The organism is Litoreibacter ponti (genome assembly GCF_003054285.1).
Lineage (GTDB): Bacteria > Pseudomonadota > Alphaproteobacteria > Rhodobacterales > Rhodobacteraceae > Litoreibacter > Litoreibacter ponti.
In genome coordinates this window covers 574,847-596,983 of sequence record NZ_QBKS01000002.1, presented here as the reverse complement: position 1 = coordinate 596,983, position 22,137 = coordinate 574,847, and the positions used below count along the sequence as shown (strand labels likewise).

Below are 22,137 nucleotides of genomic sequence, written 5' to 3'. Positions count from 1 at the left end.
AGGGGCGGCCCCGGGGACACGACCGGGGCCGCCTCGCACATCCGACACGCAGCAGGGGAGGCGGCTATGAGCGGACAAGCGCACGATCACGCGCGATCATTCATCGACACCATCGAAGAGACCATCATCGCCTTTCTTCTGGGCATGATGACGATCATCACCTTCGCCAACGTGGTGGCGCGCTACGTGTTCAACTCGAACATCCTCTGGGCGCTTGAGCTGACCGTCTTCATGTTTGCCTGGCTGGTGCTGCTGGGCGCGTCCTACGCCGTGAAGAAGGGCGCGCATCTTGGGGTCGACGCGATCCTCAACATGGTTTCACCCGCAGCCAAACGCGCCTGCGGCATCGCCGCAGCGGCGGTCTGCGTGCTGTTCGCCCTGATGCTCTTCAAGGGCGCGTGGGACTATTACGCCAACTACGCCAACCTGCCGGGCTTCAGCACCGACGGCCCTATCGCCCGCTGGTTCCCGCTGGGATTTGAGGAAAGCTTCCGCCCGAAAGGCTGGTACGAGACCAACGACATCCCCGTGCCCGCCTTCCTGACCTGGCTCGAGGACGCGTTCAACGATGGCGACGAGTACGAGAAAATCCCGCTGCTTATCCCGTACTTTGTGTTGCCCTTCTCCATGGCGCTGTTCCTGCTGCGCTCGATACAGGCCGCGCTGGCGCTGATCACCGGCAAGATCGACATGCTGATCGTCAGCCACGAAGTGGAAGACGAGATCGACGCCGCCCGCGAAACCGCTCTGAAAGACTGACATCATGGAAATCATCCTTCTTTTCGGCATGGTCGTCGGCCTTATGCTCATCGGGGTGCCGATCGCGGTCTCCCTTGGCTTCTCGTCCATCCTGTTCCTGCTGTGGTTCTCCGACAGCTCCATGGCCTCGGTTGCGGGCACCCTGTTCGAGGCCTTCGCGGGCCACTACACCCTGCTCGCCATTCCGTTCTTCATCCTCGCCTCCAGCTTCATGTCCACCGGCGGTGTGGCGCGGCGGATCATCAACTTCTCGATCGCCTGCGTGGGGCATTTGCGCGGCGGCATGGCCATCGCCTCCGTCTTCGCCTGCATGATGTTTGCCGCGCTGTCGGGCTCCAGCCCTGCCACCGTGGTCGCCATCGGCTCCATCGTGATCGCCGCCATGCGGCAGGTGGGCTATTCCAAGGAATTCGCCGCCGGTGTGATCTGTAACGCGGGCACGTTGGGCATCCTGATCCCGCCCTCCATCGTGATGGTGGTCTACGCCGCCGCCGTGGAGGTCTCGGTCGGGCGCATGTTCCTCGCGGGCGTGATCCCCGGCCTTCTGGCGGGCTTCATGCTGATGGTCGGCATCTATGTCATGGCGCGCATCAAGGACCTGCCCTCGGGTGATTGGGCCGGCTGGGGCGAGATTTTCGCCACGGGCCGGGAGGCCTTCTGGGGCCTGTTCCTGATCGTGATCATCTTGGGCGGCATCTATGGCGGCGCGTTCACGCCGACCGAGGCCGCGGCGGTCGCCGCCGTCTATGCGTGGCTCGTGGCCTGCTTCGTCTACCGCGACATGGGCCCGCTCAAGACGGGCGATGGCGAGCGCAACCTGACGCTGATCGACAAGCCCAAGGCGCTGATCACGGCCTTCTTCCATGCCGACACGCGCCGCACGCTGTTTGATGCGGGCAAGCTGACCATCACGCTGATGTTCGTGATCGCCAACGCGCTGATCCTCAAGCACGTGCTCACCGACGAGCAGATCCCGCAGCAGATCACCGCAGCGATGCTCGAGGCGGGCTTTGGCCCGGTCATGTTCCTCGTGATCGTCAACGTGATCCTGCTGATCGGCGGCCAGTTCATGGAGCCCTCGGGCCTTCTGGTTATCGTGGCGCCGCTGGTCTTCCCCATCGCCATCGAGCTGGGCATCGACCCGATCCATCTGGGCATCATCATGGTGGTCAACATGGAGATCGGGATGATCACGCCGCCCGTGGGTCTTAACCTCTTCGTGACCTCTGGGGTGGCTGGCATGCCGATGATGGGCGTCGTGAAAGCGGCGTTGCCCTTCCTGATGATCCTCGTCGTTTTCCTGATCATGGTGACCTATATCCCCGCGATCTCGACCTGGCTGCCGACGCTCGTCATGGGGCCGGAGCTGATCACGAATTAGGCTGGCGGCGGCGGGGGCGGGGCCATAGTCTGGCGCCACCCCGCCGCCCTGCCTGAAAGACCCCTGCCATGAAAAGCCTTGTGATCCACGCCCCGCGCGACCTGCGCATCGAAGAGCAGGAGGTCGCGCCCCCGGGCCCCGGCGAGGTGCAGGTGACCATGGCCGCGGGCGGTATCTGCGGCTCTGATCTGCACTACTACCAGCACGGCGGCTTCGGCGCGATCAAGCTGCGCGAGCCGATGGTTCTGGGCCACGAGGTTGCGGGCCATATCACAGCATTGGGCGAAGGCGTCACCGGGCTGGCTGAGGGCCAGTTGGTCGCGGTTTCCCCTTCGCGCCCCTGCGGCTCCTGCACGTTCTGCCTCGCTGGTCAGCCGAACCAATGTCTAAACATGCGCTTCTACGGCTCCGCGATGCCGTTTCCCCACATCCAAGGCGCCTTCCGCCAAGTTCTGAACGCCGACGCCTCGCAATGCGCCGTGGCCGATGGCCTGACCCCGGGCGAGGCCGCCATGGCGGAGCCTTTGGCGGTCTGCCTCCACGCCACGCGGCAGGCCGGGCCGATGCTGGGCAAGTCGGTGCTCGTCACCGGCTGTGGCCCCATCGGCATCCTGTGCATCCTCGCCGCGCGGCGCGCAGGCGCAGATCATATCGTAGCCACCGATCTGAGCGATTTCACCCTTGGCATGGCCAAACAGGCGGGCGCGGACGAGGTCATCAACATGGGCCAAGCTCCCGACGGGCTGGAGAAATACACCCCCGAGAAGGGCCATTTCAATGTGCTGTTCGAATGCTCCGGCGCGGCCCCGGCGCTGAGCGCGGGCATCCACGCCATGGCCCCCGGCGGGACCATCGTGCAGCTGGGCCTTGGCGGTGACATGTCCCTGCCGATGATGGCGATCACCGCGAAAGAGCTGAGCCTCAAGGGCTCCTTCCGCTTCCACTCGGAATTCCACACTGGCGTCTCGCTGATGCAGAAGGGCCTGATCGACGTGAAGCCGTTCATCACCCAGACCCTGCCGCTGGCCGATGCGGTCGAGGCGTTCGAGCTGGCAGGCGACCGCTCCCGCGCCATGAAAACACAGATCAGCTTCGCATGATGACCGATCTCAAGGCGATCATCTTCGATCTCGACGGCACGCTGGTTCATTCCGCCCCCGATCTGCACGCGGCGTGCAACGTGATGCTGGCCGCAGCGAACCGCCCGCCGATCACGCTGGAGCAGACCATCAGTTTCATCGGCAACGGCATCGAAAAGCTGGTCGAGCGCGCCTTGCGCGTCACCGGTGGCGCGCCGTCGGACATCGGGCCCCACGTGGCCGAGATGCACCGCGCCTACGCCGCTGATCTGACTACTCTGACGACGCTCTTTCCGGGCGTGCGCGGGGTGCTCGACGGCCTCGATCTGCCGATGGCGATCTGTACCAACAAGCCCGAAACGCCAGCCCGCGACCTGTGCGACGCGCTTGATCTGAGCCGGTATTTCGACGTCATCACCGGGGGCGACACCACACAGGCCAAGAAGCCTGATGCCCTGCCGTTGCTGCACACTGCCACGATGTTGGGAATAACCGCGCAGGAGTGCCTCTACGTGGGCGATAGCGTCACCGACTTCAAAACCGCCCGCAACGCGGATGTGGCCTTCGCCTTCTACACCGGCGGCTACCAGCCCTCGCCCGTGCAGGGCCTGCGCCCTGACGAGACATTCGACGCGTGGGAGGGGCTGGACCTAACCCGCTTCGCCAGCAGCCTTTAGGGCCTCGCGCAGCACGTCGCGGTCCCCGATATGGTTGGCCAGCACTAAAATTAAACGCGCGTTCAGCGCGTCGCTTTCATCCTTGCTCAGCCCTTGGTGGGCGGCCAGCAGCTCGTCGTAAAACCCGTCCCCATCGGGAATGTTCGGCTCGAGGTTCAGCATCTAGCCCCCTTTCGCGCGCGTCAGCGCCGCGTTGATCTTGTCCGCGTCGAAGGCGGGCCAGCGCCCGACGATATGGTGGTCGGGGCGGATCAGGTAGACCGCCTGCGCCGCGCGGCCCAGATACCGTTCCGCCAGCCGCGATCCGGGCGCGGCTTCCAACTCCACCGTCTCGCACAGGTCGGTCGCAGCGGAGCAGTTTAGCGCAAGCAGGCAGAAGCCCTGCGGCAGCCGCCCTAGCAGGAACCCGTCGCCCACCGGCGCGTCGACGCAGGCGCTGCCGGGGCGGGTCGCTGCGGGCCCGTCCAACGCGTCCTCGCCTGTGAGCGACAGCCCGTCATAGACACACGGCACCGACAAGCGGCCCGAGTTCACCAGCGGCCGTGCGAAGGCGTATTTGCCCGCCAGATCAAGCACCGCATTGCGGAAAATCGTGCTGATCTCGGATTTCGGCGTCAGGAAGTCCGTGGCTCGGGTCGAGTTCAGGATGTTCTCGTCGGCGGCCGCGATCCGCTCTTCCTCGTAGGTCTCAAGCAGGCTCTCGGGTGCGCCGCGCAGCACCGCGTCCAGCTTCCAGGCCAGGTTCTCGGCATCCTGCACGCCCGAATTGGCGCCACGCGCGCCAAACGGCGAGACCTGATGCGCGCTGTCGCCCGCGAACAACACGCGGCCTTTGCGAAACCGCTCCATCCGGCGGCATTGGAACGTGTAGATCGAGGTCCATTCCAGCTCGTACTCCACGCCCTCGCCCAGCATCGCATCGACCCTGCGCCGCACATTTGCGGGCTCCAGCTCGCGGGCGCGGTCGATGTCCCAGCCCAGCTGGAAGTCGATGCGCCAGATGTCGTCGGGCTGTTTGTGCAGCAGCGCCGAATGCCCCGCGCCTTTGAACGGCGGCTCGAACCAGAACCACCGCTCGGTCGGAAAATCGGCGGTCATCTTGACGTCCGCGATCAGAAAATTGTCCTCGAACACGCGCCCCTCGAAGCTCATGCCCAGCATGTCTCGCAGGGGTGAGCGCGCGCCGTCGCAGGCCACGAGCCAGTCCGCCTCGATGCCGTAGGTGCCGTCCGGTGTCTCGACCTCCAGCGCCACATGGTCGGATTGCGAGATAGAGGCCACGCGGTTGCCGCCCCGGATTTCAATGGGCGCGCCTTCGGCTTGGGCGGCGTGGATACGCTCGACGAGGAAGGTCTCGAAATAGTATTGCTGCAGGTTGATGAAGGCCGGATTGCGATGCCCGCCCTCCGGCGCGAGGTTGAACTGGTAGATTTCGCCCTCGCCGTGAAACACCCGGCCCACATTCCACACGACGCCTTTGTCGACCATCGCCTGCCCGCAGCCCAGCCGGTCGGCGATATCCAGCGTGCGCTTGGCAAAGCAGATCGCGCGCGAGCCTACGCCCACGCCCTCCGCCTCGTCGAGCAGCAGGACCGGCGTCCCCCGCAGCCCCAGATCGAGCGCGCAGGCGAGACCCACCGGCCCGCCGCCCACGATGACAACCGGATGACGCACGGGCGCTTGATCTTGCGCCGCCACTTTCGCGTAAGGGTAAAGCAGCCCGGTGTTTTCATGGGTGTCCTTCACAGTGCCACCTCCGAAAACAGGCTTTTGGGCTGACGCTTGCGCCAGTATGTGATCACATCCCGCACTTCCGCCTTGGGATAGTGTCCGGGGCTCTCCTGGTAATCCGCAACGAAGGTGGCAAACCGCGCCCGTATGCGTTTTTGCACGAGGGCGCTCAGTGGCATCACGCCAGGAATTTCGCCAGCGCGCCAGTTGTCGGGCAGCCAGTCCTCTGCGTCGTCGAGGTCGGGGCGGGTGCGGCCCGAGGGCATAAAGCCGTAGAGCCGATGTGCCGCGATCCTCAGCGCGGCCTTCAGGCCCGGGACCGTGTCGGTAAAGGATTTCAACGGGACTGGAAGCAGCACCATGTTTGCGAGGCAGCTGAAATAGCGCCGATCGTTCACCTCCGAGCGAGACGATTGATAAAGCTGGTCGTCATTGCCCCAGATGTGACAGCAGGACCAGTTGGCGCGTGTTTTCGAGGTTGTGCCGAGGGCCTGTGTCAACGCCCGATTTGCCTCTGTGTTGCCTTGAAATTTTTCCTTGCCCTTGTTGAGCATCGGTTTGGACCAGCGGGCCTTGAACAGCGGCTGCTTGCGCGCGGTTTCGGGAAACCAGACCGGAAGCGTGTGAAAGGCGGCGGGACTGGGCCAGCGGGCGGCGTCGGCAATCAGACTGGCCAGCGCTTTTGGGTCAGACAGCTCGGCGAGCGTCTCCAGCCCGCATCCGATTTTGGGAGCCGTGCCCGTCACCCCTGCAATGCCTCCCACATCTCCAAATCGCGGGCGGCGGTCCAGATGCGCGGGTGCGCGATGCCGCGCGCCTCGTCAAAGGCGCGGGAGACGTTGAATGGCAGGCAGTGCTCGTAGATGGCGTAGTCCTTGAATTTCGGGTCGCACGCTGCGCGCACCGCGTCCCATGCCTCCTTCAGCGAGCCACCCCGGGCGGCGATGCGGGCGGCGGGCGCATAGGTGCTGTCGACGAAATCGCGCGTGCTCTCGATTGCGCGCGCCACCGCGTCCTTGCCCACCAGCGCCCCGCCGCGCCCCGGCGCGATGGCGTCCACGTCATAGGCCGCGATCCGGTCCAGCGTGCCGCCCCAGTCGCCGAAATAGCCGTCACCGCAATAACAGGCCGAGTGGTCCTCCACGATATCGCCGGTGAACATCACGTTCTCGTCGGGCACATGGATCACCGCATCCCCCGCCGTGTGCGCACGGCCGATATGCTTGATATCGACCCGGCGCTTGCCGAGATACACCGTCATCGCATCGCTGAAGGTCGTGGTCGGATAGGTCAGGCCGGGGATGCTTTCATGGCCCTCGAACAGGCGCGGGAAGCGTTGGAACTCGCTGTCCCAGTCCTCCTGCCCGCGCTCTTCGACCATGCCGCGGGCGGCGTCGGACATGATGATCTGATCGGCCCCGTAGGCCGAAGCGCCCAGCACCCGAACCGCGTGGTAATGGGTCAGCACCAAGTGGCTGATCGGCTTGTCGGTGACCGAGCGGACCTTCTCGATCACCTTCTCGGCCAAACGCGGCGTGGCTTGCGCCTCGACCACCATGACGCTGTCGTCGCCGATTATGACGCCGGAGTTCGGATCGCCCTCGGCGGTGAAGGCCCACAGGTCGCGGCCCACCTCATCGAAGGTGATTGTCTTCTCGGTTATGTCCCCTTGAGAGGCGAAGGCTTTGCTCATGTGGTTGATACCTTTTGATCTATCGCGCCGAAGATGGAGGCGCCGGTTTCGTCTTCCATCCAGATCCTGACGCGGTTACCGCGCTGCAGGAAGGGCGTGACGGGGGCGCCGGTCTTGATGGTCTCGACCATGCGCTGCTCTGCGATGCAGGAATAGCCCGCGCCGTCATCGGCCACCGGGCGGCCCGGGCCGCCATCCGCGTCGCGGTTGGAAATCGTGCCCGACCCGATCACCGTGCCCGCGGGCAGAGGACGCGTCCTGGCGGCGTGGGCGATCAGCGCGCCAAAGTCGAAGGTCATATCCATGCCCGCATCCGCGCGCCCAAACGCCGCGCCGTTCAGGTCCACACACAGCGCGCCGTGTAGCTTGCGCCCGTCCCAGCCGGGGCAGTCATCCGGGGTGACGGCAAGCGGAGATGTCGCAGAGGGCGGCTTCGACTGCACGAAGCCAAAGCCCTTGGCCAGCTCACCGGGGATAAGGCCGCGCAGGGATATGTCATTGATCAGCATGATATACTCAACGAAGCCCGCAGCCTCGTCCGCGCTGACGCCCTGATGCACATCGCCGGTTATGACCGCGACCTCGGCCTCGAAATCGATGCCCCAGTCCGGGTCCCCGGTGATGTCGTCGGTCGGCCCCAGAAAGGTGGAGCACCCTTGATACATCAGCGGGTCCGTCCAGAAGCGCTCTGGCATCTCTGCCCCCCGCGCGCGGCGGACCAGATCGACATGGTTCACATAGGCCGAGCCATCGAGGAACTGCGTCGCCCGTGGCAGCACGGCGCCGCAGAGCGTGTCGGCAAAGGGCTGCTCCGTGAATTCCGGGACGAGACGACCGGCATCAAGAGCCGCGCGCAGCGTCCCGTCGGTGCAGGGCCGCTGGGTCTGGTGGTCGTCCGACACGACAACCAGCTGCCCGTCGCGGGTCCCGTCATTCAGGCTTGCGATCTTCATTTCTTGCCCGGTGTTCCGTCGAATTTCTTCTCCAGATCTGTCCAGCAGTCGATGTAGTCATCCTGTAGCGGGGCCTCCTTGGCGGCGAAGGCCGTCAGGTGCTGGGGGAAGCGCGTCTCGAACATGAAGCTCATCGTGTCGGCCAGCTTCTCCGCTTTCAGATCGGCGTTCGACGCCCCCTCGAACGCGTTTTTGTCCGGCCCGTGGGGCAGCATCATGTTGTGCAGGCTCATGCCGCCGGGCACGAAGCCCTTGGGCTTGGCGTCGTAGATGCCGTAGATATTGCCCATCAGCTCCGACATGACGTTTTTGTGGTACCAGGGCGGGCGGAACGTGTCCTCGGCCACCATCCAGCGGTCGCGGAATAGGACAAAATCGATATTGGCCGTGCCTTCGACCCCGCTGGGGGCAGTCAGCACGGTGAAGATCGAGGGGTCCGGGTGGTCGAACAGCACCGCGCCCACCGGGCAGTAGGTGCGCAGGTCGTATTTGCAGGGCGCGTAGTTGCCATGCCACGCCACGACGTCGAGCGGCGAGTGCCCGATCTTGGTCTCATGGAACTGCCCCGCCCATTTGACGGTGACGGTGGAGGCTGCATCGCGGTCCTCGAACGCGGCGACGGGCGTCTTGAAATCACGCCGGTTCGCCATGCAATTGGCCCCGATGGGGCCACGCCCCGGCAACGCGAATTTCTGGCCGTAATTCTCGCACACGAAGCCGCGGCAGGGGCCGTCCAGCACCTCCACCCGGTAGACCAACCCGCGCGGGAGGATCGCGATCTCCTGCGGCTCGATGTCGATCACGCCCAGCTCGGTGCAAAAGCGCAGGCGGCCTTCCTGCGGGACCACAAGCAGCTCTGAATCGGCGGAGTAGAAGTAGCTGTCCACCATCGATGCGGTGACCAGGTAGATGTGGGACGCCATGCCGACTTGTGTGTTTACATCGCCGGCCGTCGTCATGGTGCGCATGCCGGTCAGCCATGTCAGCGCGCCGTCGCCATGGGGCACCGGGTCCCAGCGGTACTGTCCCAGCGAGACGACATCGGGGTCGATATGCGGGGCGGATTTCCAGTAGGGCAGCTCGATTTTCTCGAACCGGTGGGTGTGCTTGACCGACGGGCGGATGCGGTAGCACCATGTCCGCTCGTTCTGGTGGCTTGGCGCGGTGAAGGCGGTGCCCGACAGCTGCTCGCCGTAAAGCCCGTAGTTCACCTTCTGCGGCGAGTTCATGCCCTGGGGCAGCGCGCCCGGCAGCGCCTCGGTCTCGAAATCATTGCCGAAGCCCGGCATGTAGCCCGCGTGGGTGCCTGTCGGGGTAGGGGCCATGGTCAGCCCGGTCTGATCGCTTTGGATGTTCATGCTGGCCTCCTTTGGGTTCGAGTCATATTAGTTGATTTTGTAACTAACAAGGCGCGTGCGCATGTCTTTCGACCTCCAGACCTTTCTGCCCTACCTGCTCAATCGCGCCGCCGAGGCGTCGAGCCTGGAGTTCCAGCGGCTCTACAAGGCGCGCTACGGGATGCTTCGAACCGAGTGGCGCGTGCTGTTCCACCTTGGCCGCTACGGCCCGCTGACGGCGACCGAGATTTGCGGCCGCGCGGGGCTGCACAAGACCAAGGTCAGCCGGGCCGCCAGCGCGCTGGAAGCCAAGCGCTTCCTGATCCGCACGCAGCAGAGCGACGACCGCAGGCAGGCGCGCCTGTCGCTGACCAAGCGGGGGCAGGTGGTCTATGGCGATCTCGCGACCGAGGCCCGCGCTTTTGAGGCAGAGCTGGTCAAGGACCTGCCCGCAGAGACGGTGGCGATCCTGCGCGAAAGCCTGATCCAGATCGCCGGGGCGCAGCCCAAGGGGCGCGCGGGGACCGACCCGTAAATATCTGCGCGTACGGCCAAACCAGTTCATATCTGCACAGCGCCTGCGAATTGAAATCTCGCGCACCGCACTAGGTCCTGCGGTATGAAAAAAAACAGACAGATGCGCGCCCGATCCGCCTCGGGCGGTGGAACGCCCCGTTCGATCAAGGCGCAGCTTGGCGTGGTCGCACTGCTCGCGGCCAATATAGGCTTCGCGCCGATGGCCATGGCCCATGTGCGCTGGTTCGTCGATGGTAACGCCACGGTTGAATACTTCGAGGCCTACAGTCTCACCGACCCCGAGGTGCTGATCTGGATCGCAATCTCGCTGTGTCTGGTCGCGACCTCCGTGGTGCTGGATACGCGGTTGCCGAATGTGCGCATCGTCGACAGCAAGACCCGCCACGACTTCATCGAAATCCTGCGCATCTTCACGGGCATGTCGCTGTTGCTGACCGCCTATGAGGGGGCGATCGTTGCCCCGCATCTCGACGCCTATGGCAGCTTCGGGACCGTGCTGATCGTCGCGCAGGCCATTATCGGCATCCTGTTGATCGCAAACCGCTTTATCCGCCACGCGTCGATCCTGATGATCCTGCTGCATCTTGGGTTGGCGATCCAGTTTGGCCTGCTGGCGGCCCTTGAATACCTGATCATGGTGGGCATCGCCGTGTTCCTGCTGATCAACCACCTGCCTACCGAGGAGCTGCGCGCGCGCTTCAAGCCCTACTCCGTCGCGCTGCTGCGCATCATGACGGGCATCTCGCTGATCACGCTTGGCCTGGCCGAGAAGCTGTTTGGCGCCATCATGGCCGAAAGCTTCCTCGCGGCCTATCAGTGGAATTTCGTCTATGCGATGGGGTTCGAGTTCTTCTCGGACCGGCTGTTCGTTCTGTCGGCGGGCTTCGTGGAGGTCATCTTCGGCGTGATCCTCGTCCTTGGCACCACCACGCGGCTCAACGTGCTGGCCCTGTCGACCGTCCTTTTCGCGTCCAATGTCCTGTTCCTGATCGAGGGCAACAACGAGGCCGCGCTGGCGGAATTCGTGGGCCATATGCCGGTGATCGGGGTCGCGCTGGTGCTGATCCTGCTGGGCTACGGGCAGCGGCTTCGGGTGACCGACCTGATCCCCGAGACGCGGCAGAACACACGGGTCAAAACGGTAGGGGTGCCGCGAGATGCGTAAACTCTCCCTCAGATTTCCGTACCTGATCTACCTGAGCATCGGCTGTGTGTTTCTCGGCGTGCTGCTCGCGCCGCTGTTTCGCGAGATGCCGGCGCAGCCTACGGCCGCCGAGACGCGCGAGCATGAGATGATGCATGGCACGCTGGAGGTCGCAGCCGACGAGGCCCCGAGCCTTGAAATCACCGTGGAACCGGACCCCATGGATGGCTGGAACCTGACGGTAGAGACCTCGAACTTCACCTTCACCCCGCAGGCCGTCAACTCCAACCACGTGCCGGGGACCGGGCACGGCCACCTCTATGTCAACGACATCAAGATCGCGCGGCTCTACGGGCCTCATTTCCACATCCCGAGCCTGCCGGAGGGGGAGCACGAAATCGTGGTGAGCCTCAGCACCAATGACCATGCGTACTTGACGCTGAACGGCGCGCAGATCGAGGCCCGTACAACGATTAACCAAGGCGCGCCCGCCGCGGCGGGGGGCTCTTAGGCGCGCGAGATCGTTCTTCAGGTTTCAGATGTGGATACGCGGGCAGCTTACTCAGCCAGATGGCATGCCACCCGCCGCCCGCCCAGGTCGCGCATGTCCGGCCGCTCGGCGGAGCAGCGGTCGACCGCGATCGGGCAGCGCGGGTGAAACGCGCAGCCCGTGGGCGGGTTGATCGGGTCGGGGATCTCGCCCTTAGGCGGCTCCACTTCGCGGCCGAACCCATCCATCTTCGGTGCCGCCGCAAACAGCATCTGGGTGTAGGGATGCTTGGGGTCGTCGAACAGCGCATCGGGCGCCGCCTCCTCCACCAGCCGCCCCAGATAAAGCACTCCGATCCGGTCGGCGATGTGCTGCACCACGGTCAGATCGTGGGAAATGAACACGTAGGTCAGCCCCAGATCATCCTTCAGATCGCTCATCAGGTTCAGCACCTGCGCCTGCACGGACACATCCAGCGCGGAGGTCGGCTCGTCGCAGACGATCACCTTCGGCTCGCTCGCCAGCGCCCGCGCGATGCAAATCCGCTGCCGCTGCCCGCCTGAGAACTCGTGGGGGAACTTGCCCGCATCCGCCGCTGACAACCCCACCTGTTCCAGCAGTTTCTCGGCCAGCCCATTACCCTTGCCGCCGCGTGAGACAACCGGTTCTTCGATGATGTCGCGCACCCGCCAACGCGGGTTCAGCGACGCATAGGGGTCTTGGAAAATCATCTGCAGATCAGAGCGTGTCTTGTCGATCTTGGCCGCGTCATCCTCGTTGAAGAAGTCCACGCCCGCGATCGTCACGTTCCCGCCCGAGGGCTTCAAAAGCCCCACGATCATCTTGCCGATGGTCGACTTGCCGGATCCGCTCTCGCCCACCAGCGCGTAGACGGACCGCTCCTCAACCTCGAAGCTCACGTCGGAGACGGCGGTCAGCAGCGCCTTCGGCAACCGCTCGACAATGCGATTGAGCAGCGGCTTGGAGACGTCGAAGACACGCGTCAGGTTCTTGATCTCGATCAGGCTCATGCTGTCGCTTCCACTTCGTCGGGCAGGGGGAACCAGCAGGCGGCGCGGCCGCCATCTCGTTTCGGTCCGGGATCGACGCGGCATTTCTCCTGAACGTACGGGCAGCGCGGTGCAAAGGCGCAGCCGGGCGGGATATTCTCCAGCCGCGGCATCGAGCCCGGGATTTGCCGCAATCGATCCAAACCTTTTGAGGCCAGCGGCGTAGAGCCCATCAGCCCATCTGTATAAGGATGATCGGGCGAGGTGATCACTTCGCGCACCGGCCCCAGCTCCGCCAGCCGCCCGGCATACATCACGGCCACGCGGTCGGCTGCCTCGGCAATCACGCCCATATCATGGGTGATCAGCATCACCGCCGTGCCCCGCTCGCGGCAGAGCTTGCGCAACAGCGCGATGATCTGCGCCTGCACCGACACATCCAGCGCGGTGGTCGGCTCATCGGCGATGATCAGCGACGGCTCGGCACACAGCGCCAGCGCGATCACCACCCGCTGCCGCATGCCGCCGGAAAACTCATGCGGGTAGCTGTCCACCCGCTCGGCGGCGGCGGGGATGCCGACCTCTTCGAGCGCCGCAATCGCGCGCTTCTTCGCCTCGCTCTCCGAGATGTCGAGATGCGCCAGCATCGTCTCGGTCAGCTGATCGCCGATGCGCAACAGCGGGTTGAGCGAGGTCAGCGGGTCCTGGAACACCATCCCGATCTCTTTGCCCCTCAGGCGCCGCATCGCTTCGCCTTCCAAGTGATCAATCCGCTCGCCCTTCAGGTAAATCTCGCCACCCGCGATATGCGCAGGTCGGGTCAGCAGCCCAATGACGGCATTGCCCGCCATCGACTTGCCCGCGCCGCTTTCGCCCACGACGCCCAGGATCTCGCCCGCGGCGATATCATACGACACCCCATCCACGGGCCGCAGCACCGCATGGCGCGTGGGGATTTCGACCGTCAGGTCGCGGATAGACAGAACAGCGGTCATTTAAGCCTCGGGTTCAATGCATCGCGTAGCCAGTCGCCCAGCAGGTTCACCGACAGCGCCAGCGCCAGCAGGGTCACGGCGGGGAAGAGCAGGATCCACCACTCGCCCGAGAACAGGAAGCCTTGCCCGATGCGGATCAGGGTGCCAAGGCTCGGTTGGGTCGGCGGCGCGCCCACGCCGAGGAAGGACAGCGTGGCCTCCGCGATGATGGCCAAGGCCAGCGAGATCGTCGCGATCACCAGCACCGGCGACAGTACATTGGGCAGGATGTGGCGCAGCATGATCGCCCCGGGCTTGCGCCCGATCAACCGCGCGGCCTGCACGTATTCTTTGTTCTTCTCGACCAACGTTGCCCCGCGCACCACGCGCGCAAACTGCACCCAATCCGACAGGCCGATGGCCACGATCAGCACGATAACCGCCATCTGGTCGCGGTATTCGACGGGCGTGAAGCCTTTGGCGACCCCGGTGATCAGCATCGCCACAAGGATCGACGGGAAGGTCAGCTGCACGTCGGCCACACGCATGATCAGGGTCTCGGTCCAGCCGCCCACATAGCCCGCAAGCAGGCCAAGCGTGATGCCGATCACCATGGCCAGCAGCACGGCAGCGGCGCCGACGAATAGCGAGATGCGCATGCCATACAGGATGGTCGAGAACACGTCGCGCCCCTGATCATCGGTGCCCAGCCAGAACGTGTCGCCGGTAAAGGCGTTGGGCTCCATCGGCTTCGAGAAGCCGTTCATCAGGTTTAGCGAGGACGGATCAAACGGGTTGAAGGGGGCGATCAGCGGGGCGAAGACCGCCGACAGGATCAAGATCAGCACAACCACCGTGGAGACGACGGCGACGGGCGAGCGCTTGAACTTGTAGACGAAGTCGCTGTCCATCGCGACGCGCCACAGCGAGGGGTCCTTGATCGCGACCTCGAGCCGCTTGAGGTTGGTCTGGTCGGACATCAATGCGCCCCCCCACGGTCGGCCCGCAGCCGCGGGTCAATGGCGAAATAAAGCAGGTCCACGATCAGGTTGATGCCCACGAACATCACCGAGATCAGCATCAGGTAGGCGGCCATCACGGGGATGTCGACGAACTGGATCGCGTTGATGAACAGCAGGCCCACCCCGGGCCACTGAAAGACGCTTTCGGTGATGATCGCAAAGGCGATGATCGCGCCCAGCTGCAGGCCGGTGACGGTGATCACCGGCACCAGCGTGTTCTTGAGCGCATGGCGGAAGTTCACCGCGCGCTCCTTCAGCCCGCGGGCGCGGGCAAAGCGGATATAGTCCTGCCGCAGGACCTCCAGCATCTCCGAGCGCACCAGCCGCATGATCAGCGTCATCTGGTAAAGCCCCAGCGTGATCGAGGGCAGGATCAACGCCTGCAGGCCGGACGAGGTCAGAAACCCGGTACTCCACCAGCCGATCTTGACGGTCTCCCCGCGCCCGAAGCTTGGCAACCAGCCCAGCTCGACCGAGAACAGGTAGATCAGCAAAATCCCGATCAGGAAGGTCGGCAGCGAGACTCCGATCAATGAGGTCGACATGATGAAATTCGCCACGAACCCGTCCCGCCTGATGGCCGTGAACACGCCCAAGCCGATCCCGATGGATATGGCCAGAAAGCCCGACACCGCCGCCAGCTCTAGGGTCGCGGGCGCGCGTTCGACGAGGATTTCCGACACGGGCCGCCCCTGCCTGTAGCTCACTCCGAAATTGCCCTGCGCCGCCCCTTCGAGAAACTTCAGATACTGGATGGGAAAGGGCTGATCGAGCCCCAACTGCGTGCGCAGCCGCTCCACGTCCTCCTGCGTGCGCTCCTGGCCCAGCATGTTGTCGATCGGGTCGCCCACGAAGCGGAACATGGAAAAGGCCACAAGCCCCACGACCAGCAAAACCAACAAAGACTGAAAGACCCGGCGGATCACAAATGCAAGCATGTCGCTCTTTCTTTGTTCTGAAAATACGGGCGGGGGGTGCGGGGGGCAGAGCCCCCCGCGTGGCGACGCGGCGAAGGCCGCGGCGCAAAGCCTTAGTTTACCGTCACCCAGCGCAGGATGAAGAAGTTGTCCGGGCGCTGCGTCAGCTCGACATTCGCCTTCGCGCCCCAGACCAGCGGCTGCACGTAAAGCGGCACATAAGCGTGCTCGTCTTGCAGGATCTTCGCAGCCTCATCGAGCATCGCCTGACGCTTGGCATCATCCAGCTCGGACTGGATCGCGGGTAGCATCTCGTCGATGCGGGCGTTGGAGTAGTCGCCGAAGTTCCAGCTGCCCAGCTTCTTTTCCGCATTGGGCGTGGTGGCCAGGAAGCGGATCGGGTGCTCGGCGTCGAACGTGCCCGGCGACCAGCCCAGCAGGTACATGTCGAAATTGTCCTCGCGCAGCTCCGGCCAGTAGTTGCGCACCGGCATCGCGTCGAGCTCGGCATTCACGCCGATCTGGGCCAGCATGCCGACCACGGCCTGGCAGACAGCCTCGTCATTGAGGTAGCGGTCATTGGGGCATTTCAGCCCAAACGAAAAGCCATCCGCGTAGCCGGCATCGGCCAGCAGCGCCTTGGCGCCCTCGACGTCAAAGGCCGGGCGCGCGGCGTTGGCTTCCGAGTAGCCGCGCATGGCGGGGCTCACCAGCTGGGACGCTTCTTCGGCATTGCCGCGCATGATCGTCTGCAGGATCGCAGGCACGTTGATCGCCTTGGCGACCGCTTCGCGCACGCGCACGTCGAGGAACGGGTTCGGCTTGCCCTCATCCGCGCCGTATTTCAGCGTCTCCGCCTGATGCGGGAAGCCCAGCATGATCACGCGGGCCTCGATGCCCTGGATCACCTTCACATCGCTGGACGAGGCCAGACGCGCGGCGTCCTGGATAGGCACCGGGTTGATGAAATCCACATCGCCCGACAGCAGCGCCGCGACGGCGGTGGCGGGGTTCTGGATCGGGGTCAGTTCGGCGCGGGTCAGGTTGTGCTCGACCTCGCCCCACCAGCCGGAATGGGGCTCCAGCACGGTGCGCAGGCCCGGCTCGCGGGCGGTGACCTTGAAGGCGCCGGTGCCGTTGGTGTTGATCGTGGCGTAGTTGCCCTGATCCTTGTCGGGGCGCGTGGCGGAATTGGCCTCGGCCCAGCCGCTATCCATCATCATCCAATTGGCGATGCTGTCGGGGAAGATCGGGTTTGGCGCGATGGTCATGATGTCGACGGTGTAGTCGTCGACCTTGTTGACGCCCGAGACGGGGGCAAACCAGCTGGACGTGTCCGCCTGCTCCGAGCTTGCGCGCTCATAAGAGAAGATCACGTCATCGGCGTTGAATTCCGCCCCGTCATGGAAGGTCACGCCCTGGCGCAGGGTGAAACGCCAGCCTTCGCCGTCGCCGATGGGCTCCCACGAGGTGGCGAGCGCGGGCTCGATCACCATGTCCTTGTTGCGGCGCACAAGGCCCTCGTAGACGTTGTTGAGGAAGCCCAGCACGGCGGCGGAGTTCACCGCATGGGGGTCCATGGTCTGCGGGTCGGTGGTCTCGGCCCATTTGAATTCGGCGGCAAAGGCCGGCGCGGCCAGCACGAGGGCGGCGGCGGTGGTGATGGACAATCTCAACATGTCAGGGGGTCCTTTCAGGCGGGGTCATTCTTTGACCAAACAGAGCGCGCGTAACCGCGCGCCCGTGATTTTTTATTGGGGCGCTGCCCCAAACCCCGGAGTATTTTCGCCAAAACGAAACCAGACGGGATTTGGGGCCGTGCCTTAGTTCACCGAGAAGTACTTGACCTTGGGCTGATCCTCGGGGTCGACCTCGATCCCCATCTTGTCAGTCATGCCCCAGTTCAGCACCTGGTGGTGGATCGGGATGTAGAGTTGCTCGTCCTGCACCACGCGCCAGATCGACGCGATGTCGGCGTTGCGCGCTTCCAGATCGGTGTTGGAGGCCAGCGACTTGATCTTCGCATCCAGCTCGTCATTGTCGAAGCCGGTGCCGTTCCAGGTGCCGATGTCGCTTTCGCGGCCATGCACGAGGAAGTTGAAGATATACTCGCTGTCATAGGTCGGAACGCCCCAGCCCAGCATGTAGAAGTCGGTCTTGCCGTCGGTGATCAGCGGGAAGTGCTGCGCCTTGGGCTTGGCGTCAAGGTTCACGGTCACGCCGATCTGGGCCAGCATGCCCACGGCGGCCTGGCAGATGCCCTCGTCATTGACATAGCGGTCATTGGGGCAGTCCAGCCGGATCGAGAAGCCGTCGCCATAGCCTGCCTCTTCCATCAGGGCCTTGGCCCCTTCGATATCGGTGGAGCTTTCGGCGTCCATATCAGCGGTCCAGCCGTTGACGAAGGGCGGCGCGATCATGCCCGCGGGCTGGCTCTGGCCGCGCATCACGACCTGTTGGATCGCATCACGGTTCATCGCCATCGACATGGCGCGGCGCACGCGCACGTCGGCCAACGGGTTCTTGCCGTCGACATTGTCGGCCTCGATATCATCGGCGCCCTGGTTCATGCCGAAGAAGATCACGCGGTTCTGCGGGGCCTGCTTGACCACGAGCCCCGGCGCATTGTTGACGCGCTCAAGGTCCTGGACCGGCATGTCCTGCAGGAAGTCCACCTCGCCCGACAGCATGGCCGCCACGCGGGTCGCGGCGTTCTGGATCGGGGTGTAGACGATTTCCGAAATTTCCATCGGGAACTGATCGCGGCCCCAGTAATCTTCGTTGCGGGTCATCACGGTTTTCACATCCGGCTCGCGCGAGGTCAGCACGTAGGGCCCGGTGCCGTTGGCGTTCGTGGTGGCAAAGGTGATCTCGCCACCCTCAAAATCCTGCACGTTGACGGTGTTGTTCGCCTCGGACCAGCCCTTGTCCATCATGAACAAGTTGGTGAGGTTCGAAGGCAGGATCGGGTTCGGCCCGTCGGTGACGATCTCGACGGTGAAGTCATCCACCGCGCGCACCTCCGTGATCGAGTTGATCAGCTCTTTCATGTCGGAATTGGGCTGCTTGGCGCGCTCGAAGCTGAAGACCACGTCCTCGGCGTTGAAGTCGGCCCCGTCGTGGAATTTGACGCCCTGGCGCAGGTTGAACACCCACACATTCGGATCGCCCTCCTTGGGGGCCCAATCGGTGGCGAGCGCGGGCTCGAACGCGCCTGTCACATCGCGGATGATCAGCGGCTCGTACATCTGGTGGCGCACGGTGTGCGTCGGGCCTTCGTTCTGGGCGTGTGGATCAAGGGTCAGCGCGTCGCCCGCGCGGGCCCAGCGAAGGGTCTCGGCCGAGGCAAGCGCCGTGGTGGCGAGCAATGCGGCGGCGGAGAGAAGAGCTGTGGTCTTTTTCATTATCGGACTCCCTGGGTATTGAAGCCGCCGATAATTGACCATTTGGTCAGAATGGCAAGGGGGCGCGCCGGAAAAAGCGGCGCTCGCCCAAGATTTGATCAGCGATATTTGCCAGCGGTGATGAACTCGCCAAAGCTTTCGCACCAAACCACCACGGTCGTGTAGGCGGCGGGGTCCACGCCTGCCGGAAGATCCAGCAGGAAGCCCCCAAACGTCTTGACCGGACCGACCAGCGCAGCCTGATCCTTGATCGGGGTGAACTCGTCCTCATGCTCGACGAACTCGGTCGTCAGGTAGACCATGTAATCGGGGCCCGGGGCCAGCGCGCCGGTGTGGATGATCTGGGTGTCGGTGACGCTGATCGTGCCCTCGCCCCAATGCAGAAAATCGCTGCCGCGCAGATCGCGGGTCAACTCGGCGGTGAAGGCGGCCCCTTCGGCCTGCGCCTCCAGCATGGCCGCATCGGGCGATGGCGGGGCCGTCAGGATCGGCAAAAGGTAAATGCCAAGCGCAAAGCCGATGGCGGCGGCAATTCCGTGGGTGATCAGCCTGATGATCCAGCGTGTCATGGTGCCTCTTCTCGCAACAAAAAACCGCCCCGAGCATGGCACGGGGCGGTTTGCGTTAACAGTGCGGGGCGTCCGGAGTTACAGACCCCATTTCTCGGCGGTGGCGTCGAAGAAGCCTTGAGCCTTCTTCACCTTCACCCAGTTGTTGACGTAGTTGATCCAGACCTGGTCGTCCTGCGGCAGCAACATCGCGATGGGCGAGGGCGCGCGGGGCTCGGTGCCTGCGACGCGCTCGATCGGGAATTTATCATCGAGCGTCGAGCCTTCGATGTTGGAGGTGATGAACACATCCGCGCGGCCGGCGATGACTTCCTGATAGCCGCGGGCGGGCGCCTCGACGACCTTGATGGTGGCGTTCGGGAACCACTCCTTGCTGAGGCTCTCGAAGGTGGTGCCCAACGTTGTGGCGACGGTCACGCCTTCCTTGTTGATCGAGTCGTAGCCGTTGAACTCACCGGCCTTCTCGCTCAGCGTGAAGGGGAAGATTTCCACCGCGATGTAGCTTTCGGAGAAGCCTGCGACCTTCATGCGCGCGGGCGAGATCGAGGCGGAGCCGGTCATGTGGTACTGGCCTGCCACAACGCCGTTGACGAGGGTTTTCCAGTCGGTCGGCACGAACTCGACTGCGACGCCGAGGTCTTTGGCCAGCTCGGTCATGACGTCGATGTCATAGCCCTTGTAGCTGTTGGTGGCAGGGTCGCGCACGGACATCGGGTTCCAGTCGCCGGTGGTGCCGACCTTCAATGTGCCGCCGTCGAGGATTTCGTTCAGGGCCGATTGGGCCAATGCGGCGGTGCTCATCACCGCGCCAAAGGCCAGCGCCGCGAGGGCGTTTGCGAATTGTTTCATGTTGGGAAGTCTCCGAGTTGGTGTCGCGGCGTCCATGCGCCGCTTGGAAAGAATGGGTTGATGTTAAGAGAAGTTGACACATAACCTCAAGCGAGCAGATGGAAAGGCCCGCCCGTGACAGAAAATGCCATTGAGATGGTCGATGTAGATAAGTGGTTTGGCGACTTTCAGGTTCTCAAGGGCATAAATCTAACGGTCAGGACCGGCGACCGCGTCGTGGTCTGCGGCCCGTCGGGATCGGGCAAATCGACGGTGGTGCGCTGCATCAACCAGTTGGAGCAGCATCAAAAAGGCGTGATCAAGGTGGGGGGCGTGACGCTGGACGGCTCGGCTGCGGCGCAGGAGGCGATCCGGTCCGAGGTCGGCATGGTCTTCCAGCAGTTCAACCTGTTCCCGCATCTGTCGGTGATGGAGAACCTCGTGCTAGGCCCGATGAAATCGCGTGGCCTGTCGCGCAAGGAGGCCGAGGCGCGGGCGCGCAAATATCTCGACCGCGTGCGCATCCCGGAGCAGGCCGACAAGCGCCCGTCGCAACTGTCCGGCGGCCAGCAACAGCGGGTCGCCATCGCGCGCTCGCTGTGCATGGAGCCGCGGGTGATGCTGTTTGACGAGCCGACATCGGCGCTGGACCCGGAAATGATTTCCGAAGTGCTCGACGTGATGATCGAGCTGGCGGAGGAGGGCATGACCATGGTCGTCGTGACCCATGAGATGGGCTTTGCCCGGAAGGTGGCCGATCAGATGGTGTTCATGGATGCGGGCGAGATCGTCGAGACCGGACCGCCCGCCGAGTTCTTCGCCAACCCGAAATCCGAGCGCTGCCGCACGTTCCTCAACCAGATTTTGCAGCACTGATGCGCTGGTTTGCTTTCGTTTTGCTGCTGGCACTGGCGGGCTGCAGCTCGTCCGGCAACTGGGGTTGGTACGTGATCAACCCGTCCACGCCGCAGGGCTGGACCAACATCAAATTCCTGATCAACGGCATGGGGGCCACGATCCTGCTGTCGGTGATCGCGGCCTCGATCTCGATCGTGCTGGGGCTGCTGGTGGCCTTGCCCGGCCTGTCGACCCGGCGCGGGGTGCGGGCGATCAACCGGGTCTATGTCGAGCTGATCCGGGCGATCCCCCTGCTGCCGATGCTGTTTTGGGTGTTCTACGGCCTGCCGATTGTCTTCAAGTCGATGGGGATCAACGTCAATATCGATCCGTTCTGGGGGGCGATCATCACGCTGGCGATCTCGGATTCGGCGTTCACGGCCGAGATCTATCGCGCGGGCATCCAGAGCATCGCCAAGGGCCAAGCCGAGGCCGCGCGCACGGTTGGGCTGAGCTATGCGCAGACCATGCGCTATGTGATCCTGCCGCAGGCGATCCGGCGCATCCTGCCGCCACTGGCCAACCAGTTCATCTACATCGTCAAGATGTCGGCCTTCGCGTCGGTGATCGGCATGCAGGAGCTGACGCGGCGCGCCAATGAGCTGGTCGTCACCGAGTACCGCCCGCTGGAAATCTACACGCTGCTGATCGTGGAATATCTGGTGCTGGTGCTGATCATCTCGGCCGGCGTGCGCTGGCTGGAACGCAAGATGGGATCGGATGAGAGAGGATAAG

The 22,137-nt window shown here is 64.0% G+C and carries 23 protein-coding genes; 9 read left to right on the top strand and 14 right to left on the bottom strand.

What is annotated here, in order from left to right:
- Positions 1-66 precede the first annotated feature (66 nt).
- The 4 genes from C8N43_RS16840 (at position 67) to gph (ending at position 3,896) form a co-directional block, all read left to right on the top strand.
- On the top strand, positions 67-759 hold the full coding sequence (locus C8N43_RS16840) for a TRAP transporter small permease (protein ID WP_107846905.1): 693 nt from the start codon (positions 67-69) through the stop codon (positions 757-759).
- A 4-nt stretch (positions 760-763) separates the two neighbouring features.
- Complete coding sequence (locus C8N43_RS16835; protein WP_107846904.1) at positions 764-2,140, top strand: TRAP transporter large permease; 1,377 nt, start codon at positions 764-766, stop codon at positions 2,138-2,140.
- 68 nt (positions 2,141-2,208) lie between these two features.
- Positions 2,209-3,240, top strand: coding sequence for an L-idonate 5-dehydrogenase (locus C8N43_RS16830; protein WP_107846903.1), 1,032 nt, complete (start codon positions 2,209-2,211; stop codon positions 3,238-3,240).
- Positions 3,237-3,896 (top strand): phosphoglycolate phosphatase, encoded by a 660-nt coding sequence (gene gph / locus C8N43_RS16825; protein ID WP_245913066.1) that lies wholly within the window; start codon positions 3,237-3,239, stop codon positions 3,894-3,896. Before C8N43_RS16830 ends, gph begins: the two co-directional genes overlap by 4 nt.
- On the opposite strand, the gene C8N43_RS16820 is transcribed toward gph, so the two are convergent.
- The 6 genes from C8N43_RS16820 to hmgA are packed head-to-tail and all read right to left on the bottom strand — an operon-like array spanning position 3,870 to position 9,631.
- Positions 3,870-4,058 (bottom strand): DUF2783 domain-containing protein, encoded by a 189-nt coding sequence (locus tag C8N43_RS16820; RefSeq protein WP_107846902.1) that lies wholly within the window; start codon positions 4,056-4,058, stop codon positions 3,870-3,872. The two genes, gph and C8N43_RS16820, sit on opposite strands and share 27 nt — an antisense overlap.
- Positions 4,059-5,642 (bottom strand): FAD-dependent oxidoreductase, encoded by a 1,584-nt coding sequence (locus C8N43_RS16815; RefSeq protein WP_107846901.1) that lies wholly within the window; start codon positions 5,640-5,642, stop codon positions 4,059-4,061.
- On the bottom strand, positions 5,639-6,373 hold the full coding sequence (locus C8N43_RS16810; RefSeq protein ID WP_107846900.1) for a hypothetical protein: 735 nt from the start codon (positions 6,371-6,373) through the stop codon (positions 5,639-5,641). The genes C8N43_RS16815 and C8N43_RS16810 overlap by 4 nt, the downstream gene beginning before the upstream one ends.
- Complete coding sequence (locus tag C8N43_RS16805; RefSeq protein WP_107846899.1) at positions 6,370-7,320, bottom strand: MBL fold metallo-hydrolase; 951 nt, start codon at positions 7,318-7,320, stop codon at positions 6,370-6,372. Before C8N43_RS16805 ends, C8N43_RS16810 begins: the two co-directional genes overlap by 4 nt.
- On the bottom strand, positions 7,317-8,273 hold the full coding sequence (locus tag C8N43_RS16800) for a fumarylacetoacetate hydrolase family protein (protein WP_107846898.1): 957 nt from the start codon (positions 8,271-8,273) through the stop codon (positions 7,317-7,319). Before C8N43_RS16800 ends, C8N43_RS16805 begins: the two co-directional genes overlap by 4 nt.
- Positions 8,270-9,631: a homogentisate 1,2-dioxygenase gene (gene hmgA / locus C8N43_RS16795; RefSeq protein ID WP_107846897.1), complete on the bottom strand. Its 1,362-nt coding sequence runs from the start codon at positions 9,629-9,631 to the stop codon at positions 8,270-8,272. The genes C8N43_RS16800 and hmgA overlap by 4 nt, the downstream gene beginning before the upstream one ends.
- Before the next feature lie 61 nt (positions 9,632-9,692).
- Here hmgA and C8N43_RS16790 point away from each other — a divergent pair, with 61 nt between their 5' ends.
- The 3 genes from C8N43_RS16790 to C8N43_RS16780 all read left to right on the top strand — a co-directional run bounded on the left by C8N43_RS16790 (position 9,693) and on the right by C8N43_RS16780 (position 11,802).
- Positions 9,693-10,145: a MarR family winged helix-turn-helix transcriptional regulator gene (locus tag C8N43_RS16790; protein WP_107846896.1), complete on the top strand. Its 453-nt coding sequence runs from the start codon at positions 9,693-9,695 to the stop codon at positions 10,143-10,145.
- Between the two features lie 102 nt (positions 10,146-10,247).
- The gene (locus C8N43_RS16785) at positions 10,248-11,312 is read left to right on the top strand and encodes a hypothetical protein (protein ID WP_107846895.1); all 1,065 of its coding nucleotides are present in this window, start codon (positions 10,248-10,250) and stop codon (positions 11,310-11,312) included.
- Positions 11,305-11,802: a hypothetical protein gene (locus C8N43_RS16780; RefSeq protein ID WP_107846894.1), complete on the top strand. Its 498-nt coding sequence runs from the start codon at positions 11,305-11,307 to the stop codon at positions 11,800-11,802. The genes C8N43_RS16785 and C8N43_RS16780 overlap by 8 nt, the downstream gene beginning before the upstream one ends.
- Positions 11,803-11,849: 47 nt before the next feature.
- Here the strand turns inward: C8N43_RS16780 and C8N43_RS16775 are convergent, their stop codons facing one another.
- The 8 genes from C8N43_RS16775 to C8N43_RS16740 all read right to left on the bottom strand — a co-directional run bounded on the left by C8N43_RS16775 (position 11,850) and on the right by C8N43_RS16740 (position 20,526).
- Positions 11,850-12,812, bottom strand: coding sequence for an ABC transporter ATP-binding protein (locus tag C8N43_RS16775; RefSeq protein ID WP_107846893.1), 963 nt, complete (start codon positions 12,810-12,812; stop codon positions 11,850-11,852).
- Positions 12,809-13,786 (bottom strand): ABC transporter ATP-binding protein, encoded by a 978-nt coding sequence (locus C8N43_RS16770; RefSeq protein WP_107846892.1) that lies wholly within the window; start codon positions 13,784-13,786, stop codon positions 12,809-12,811. The genes C8N43_RS16775 and C8N43_RS16770 overlap by 4 nt, the downstream gene beginning before the upstream one ends.
- Positions 13,783-14,676 (bottom strand): ABC transporter permease, encoded by an 894-nt coding sequence (locus tag C8N43_RS16765; RefSeq protein WP_245913091.1) that lies wholly within the window; start codon positions 14,674-14,676, stop codon positions 13,783-13,785. The genes C8N43_RS16770 and C8N43_RS16765 overlap by 4 nt, the downstream gene beginning before the upstream one ends.
- Positions 14,677-14,744: 68 nt before the next feature.
- Positions 14,745-15,725 (bottom strand): ABC transporter permease, encoded by a 981-nt coding sequence (locus C8N43_RS16760; protein ID WP_107846890.1) that lies wholly within the window; start codon positions 15,723-15,725, stop codon positions 14,745-14,747.
- A 92-nt stretch (positions 15,726-15,817) separates the two neighbouring features.
- Positions 15,818-17,383: an ABC transporter substrate-binding protein gene (locus tag C8N43_RS16755; RefSeq protein WP_107846889.1), complete on the bottom strand. Its 1,566-nt coding sequence runs from the start codon at positions 17,381-17,383 to the stop codon at positions 15,818-15,820.
- A gap of 144 nt (positions 17,384-17,527) precedes the next feature.
- Entirely contained in the window at positions 17,528-19,108 is a 1,581-nt protein-coding gene (locus C8N43_RS16750) for an ABC transporter substrate-binding protein (RefSeq protein WP_107846888.1), read from the bottom strand.
- 98 nt (positions 19,109-19,206) lie between these two features.
- Entirely contained in the window at positions 19,207-19,677 is a 471-nt protein-coding gene (locus tag C8N43_RS16745) for a DM13 domain-containing protein (RefSeq protein WP_107846887.1), read from the bottom strand.
- A gap of 78 nt (positions 19,678-19,755) precedes the next feature.
- Entirely contained in the window at positions 19,756-20,526 is a 771-nt protein-coding gene (locus C8N43_RS16740; protein ID WP_107846886.1) for a transporter substrate-binding domain-containing protein, read from the bottom strand.
- Between the two features lie 135 nt (positions 20,527-20,661).
- On the opposite strand from C8N43_RS16740, the gene C8N43_RS16735 reads away from it, so the two are divergent.
- The gene (locus C8N43_RS16735) at positions 20,662-21,381 is read left to right on the top strand and encodes an amino acid ABC transporter ATP-binding protein (RefSeq protein WP_146174254.1); all 720 of its coding nucleotides are present in this window, start codon (positions 20,662-20,664) and stop codon (positions 21,379-21,381) included.
- Entirely contained in the window at positions 21,381-22,136 is a 756-nt protein-coding gene (locus tag C8N43_RS16730; protein WP_107846884.1) for an amino acid ABC transporter permease, read from the top strand. Before C8N43_RS16735 ends, C8N43_RS16730 begins: the two co-directional genes overlap by 1 nt.
- Position 22,137: the final 1 nt, after the last annotated feature.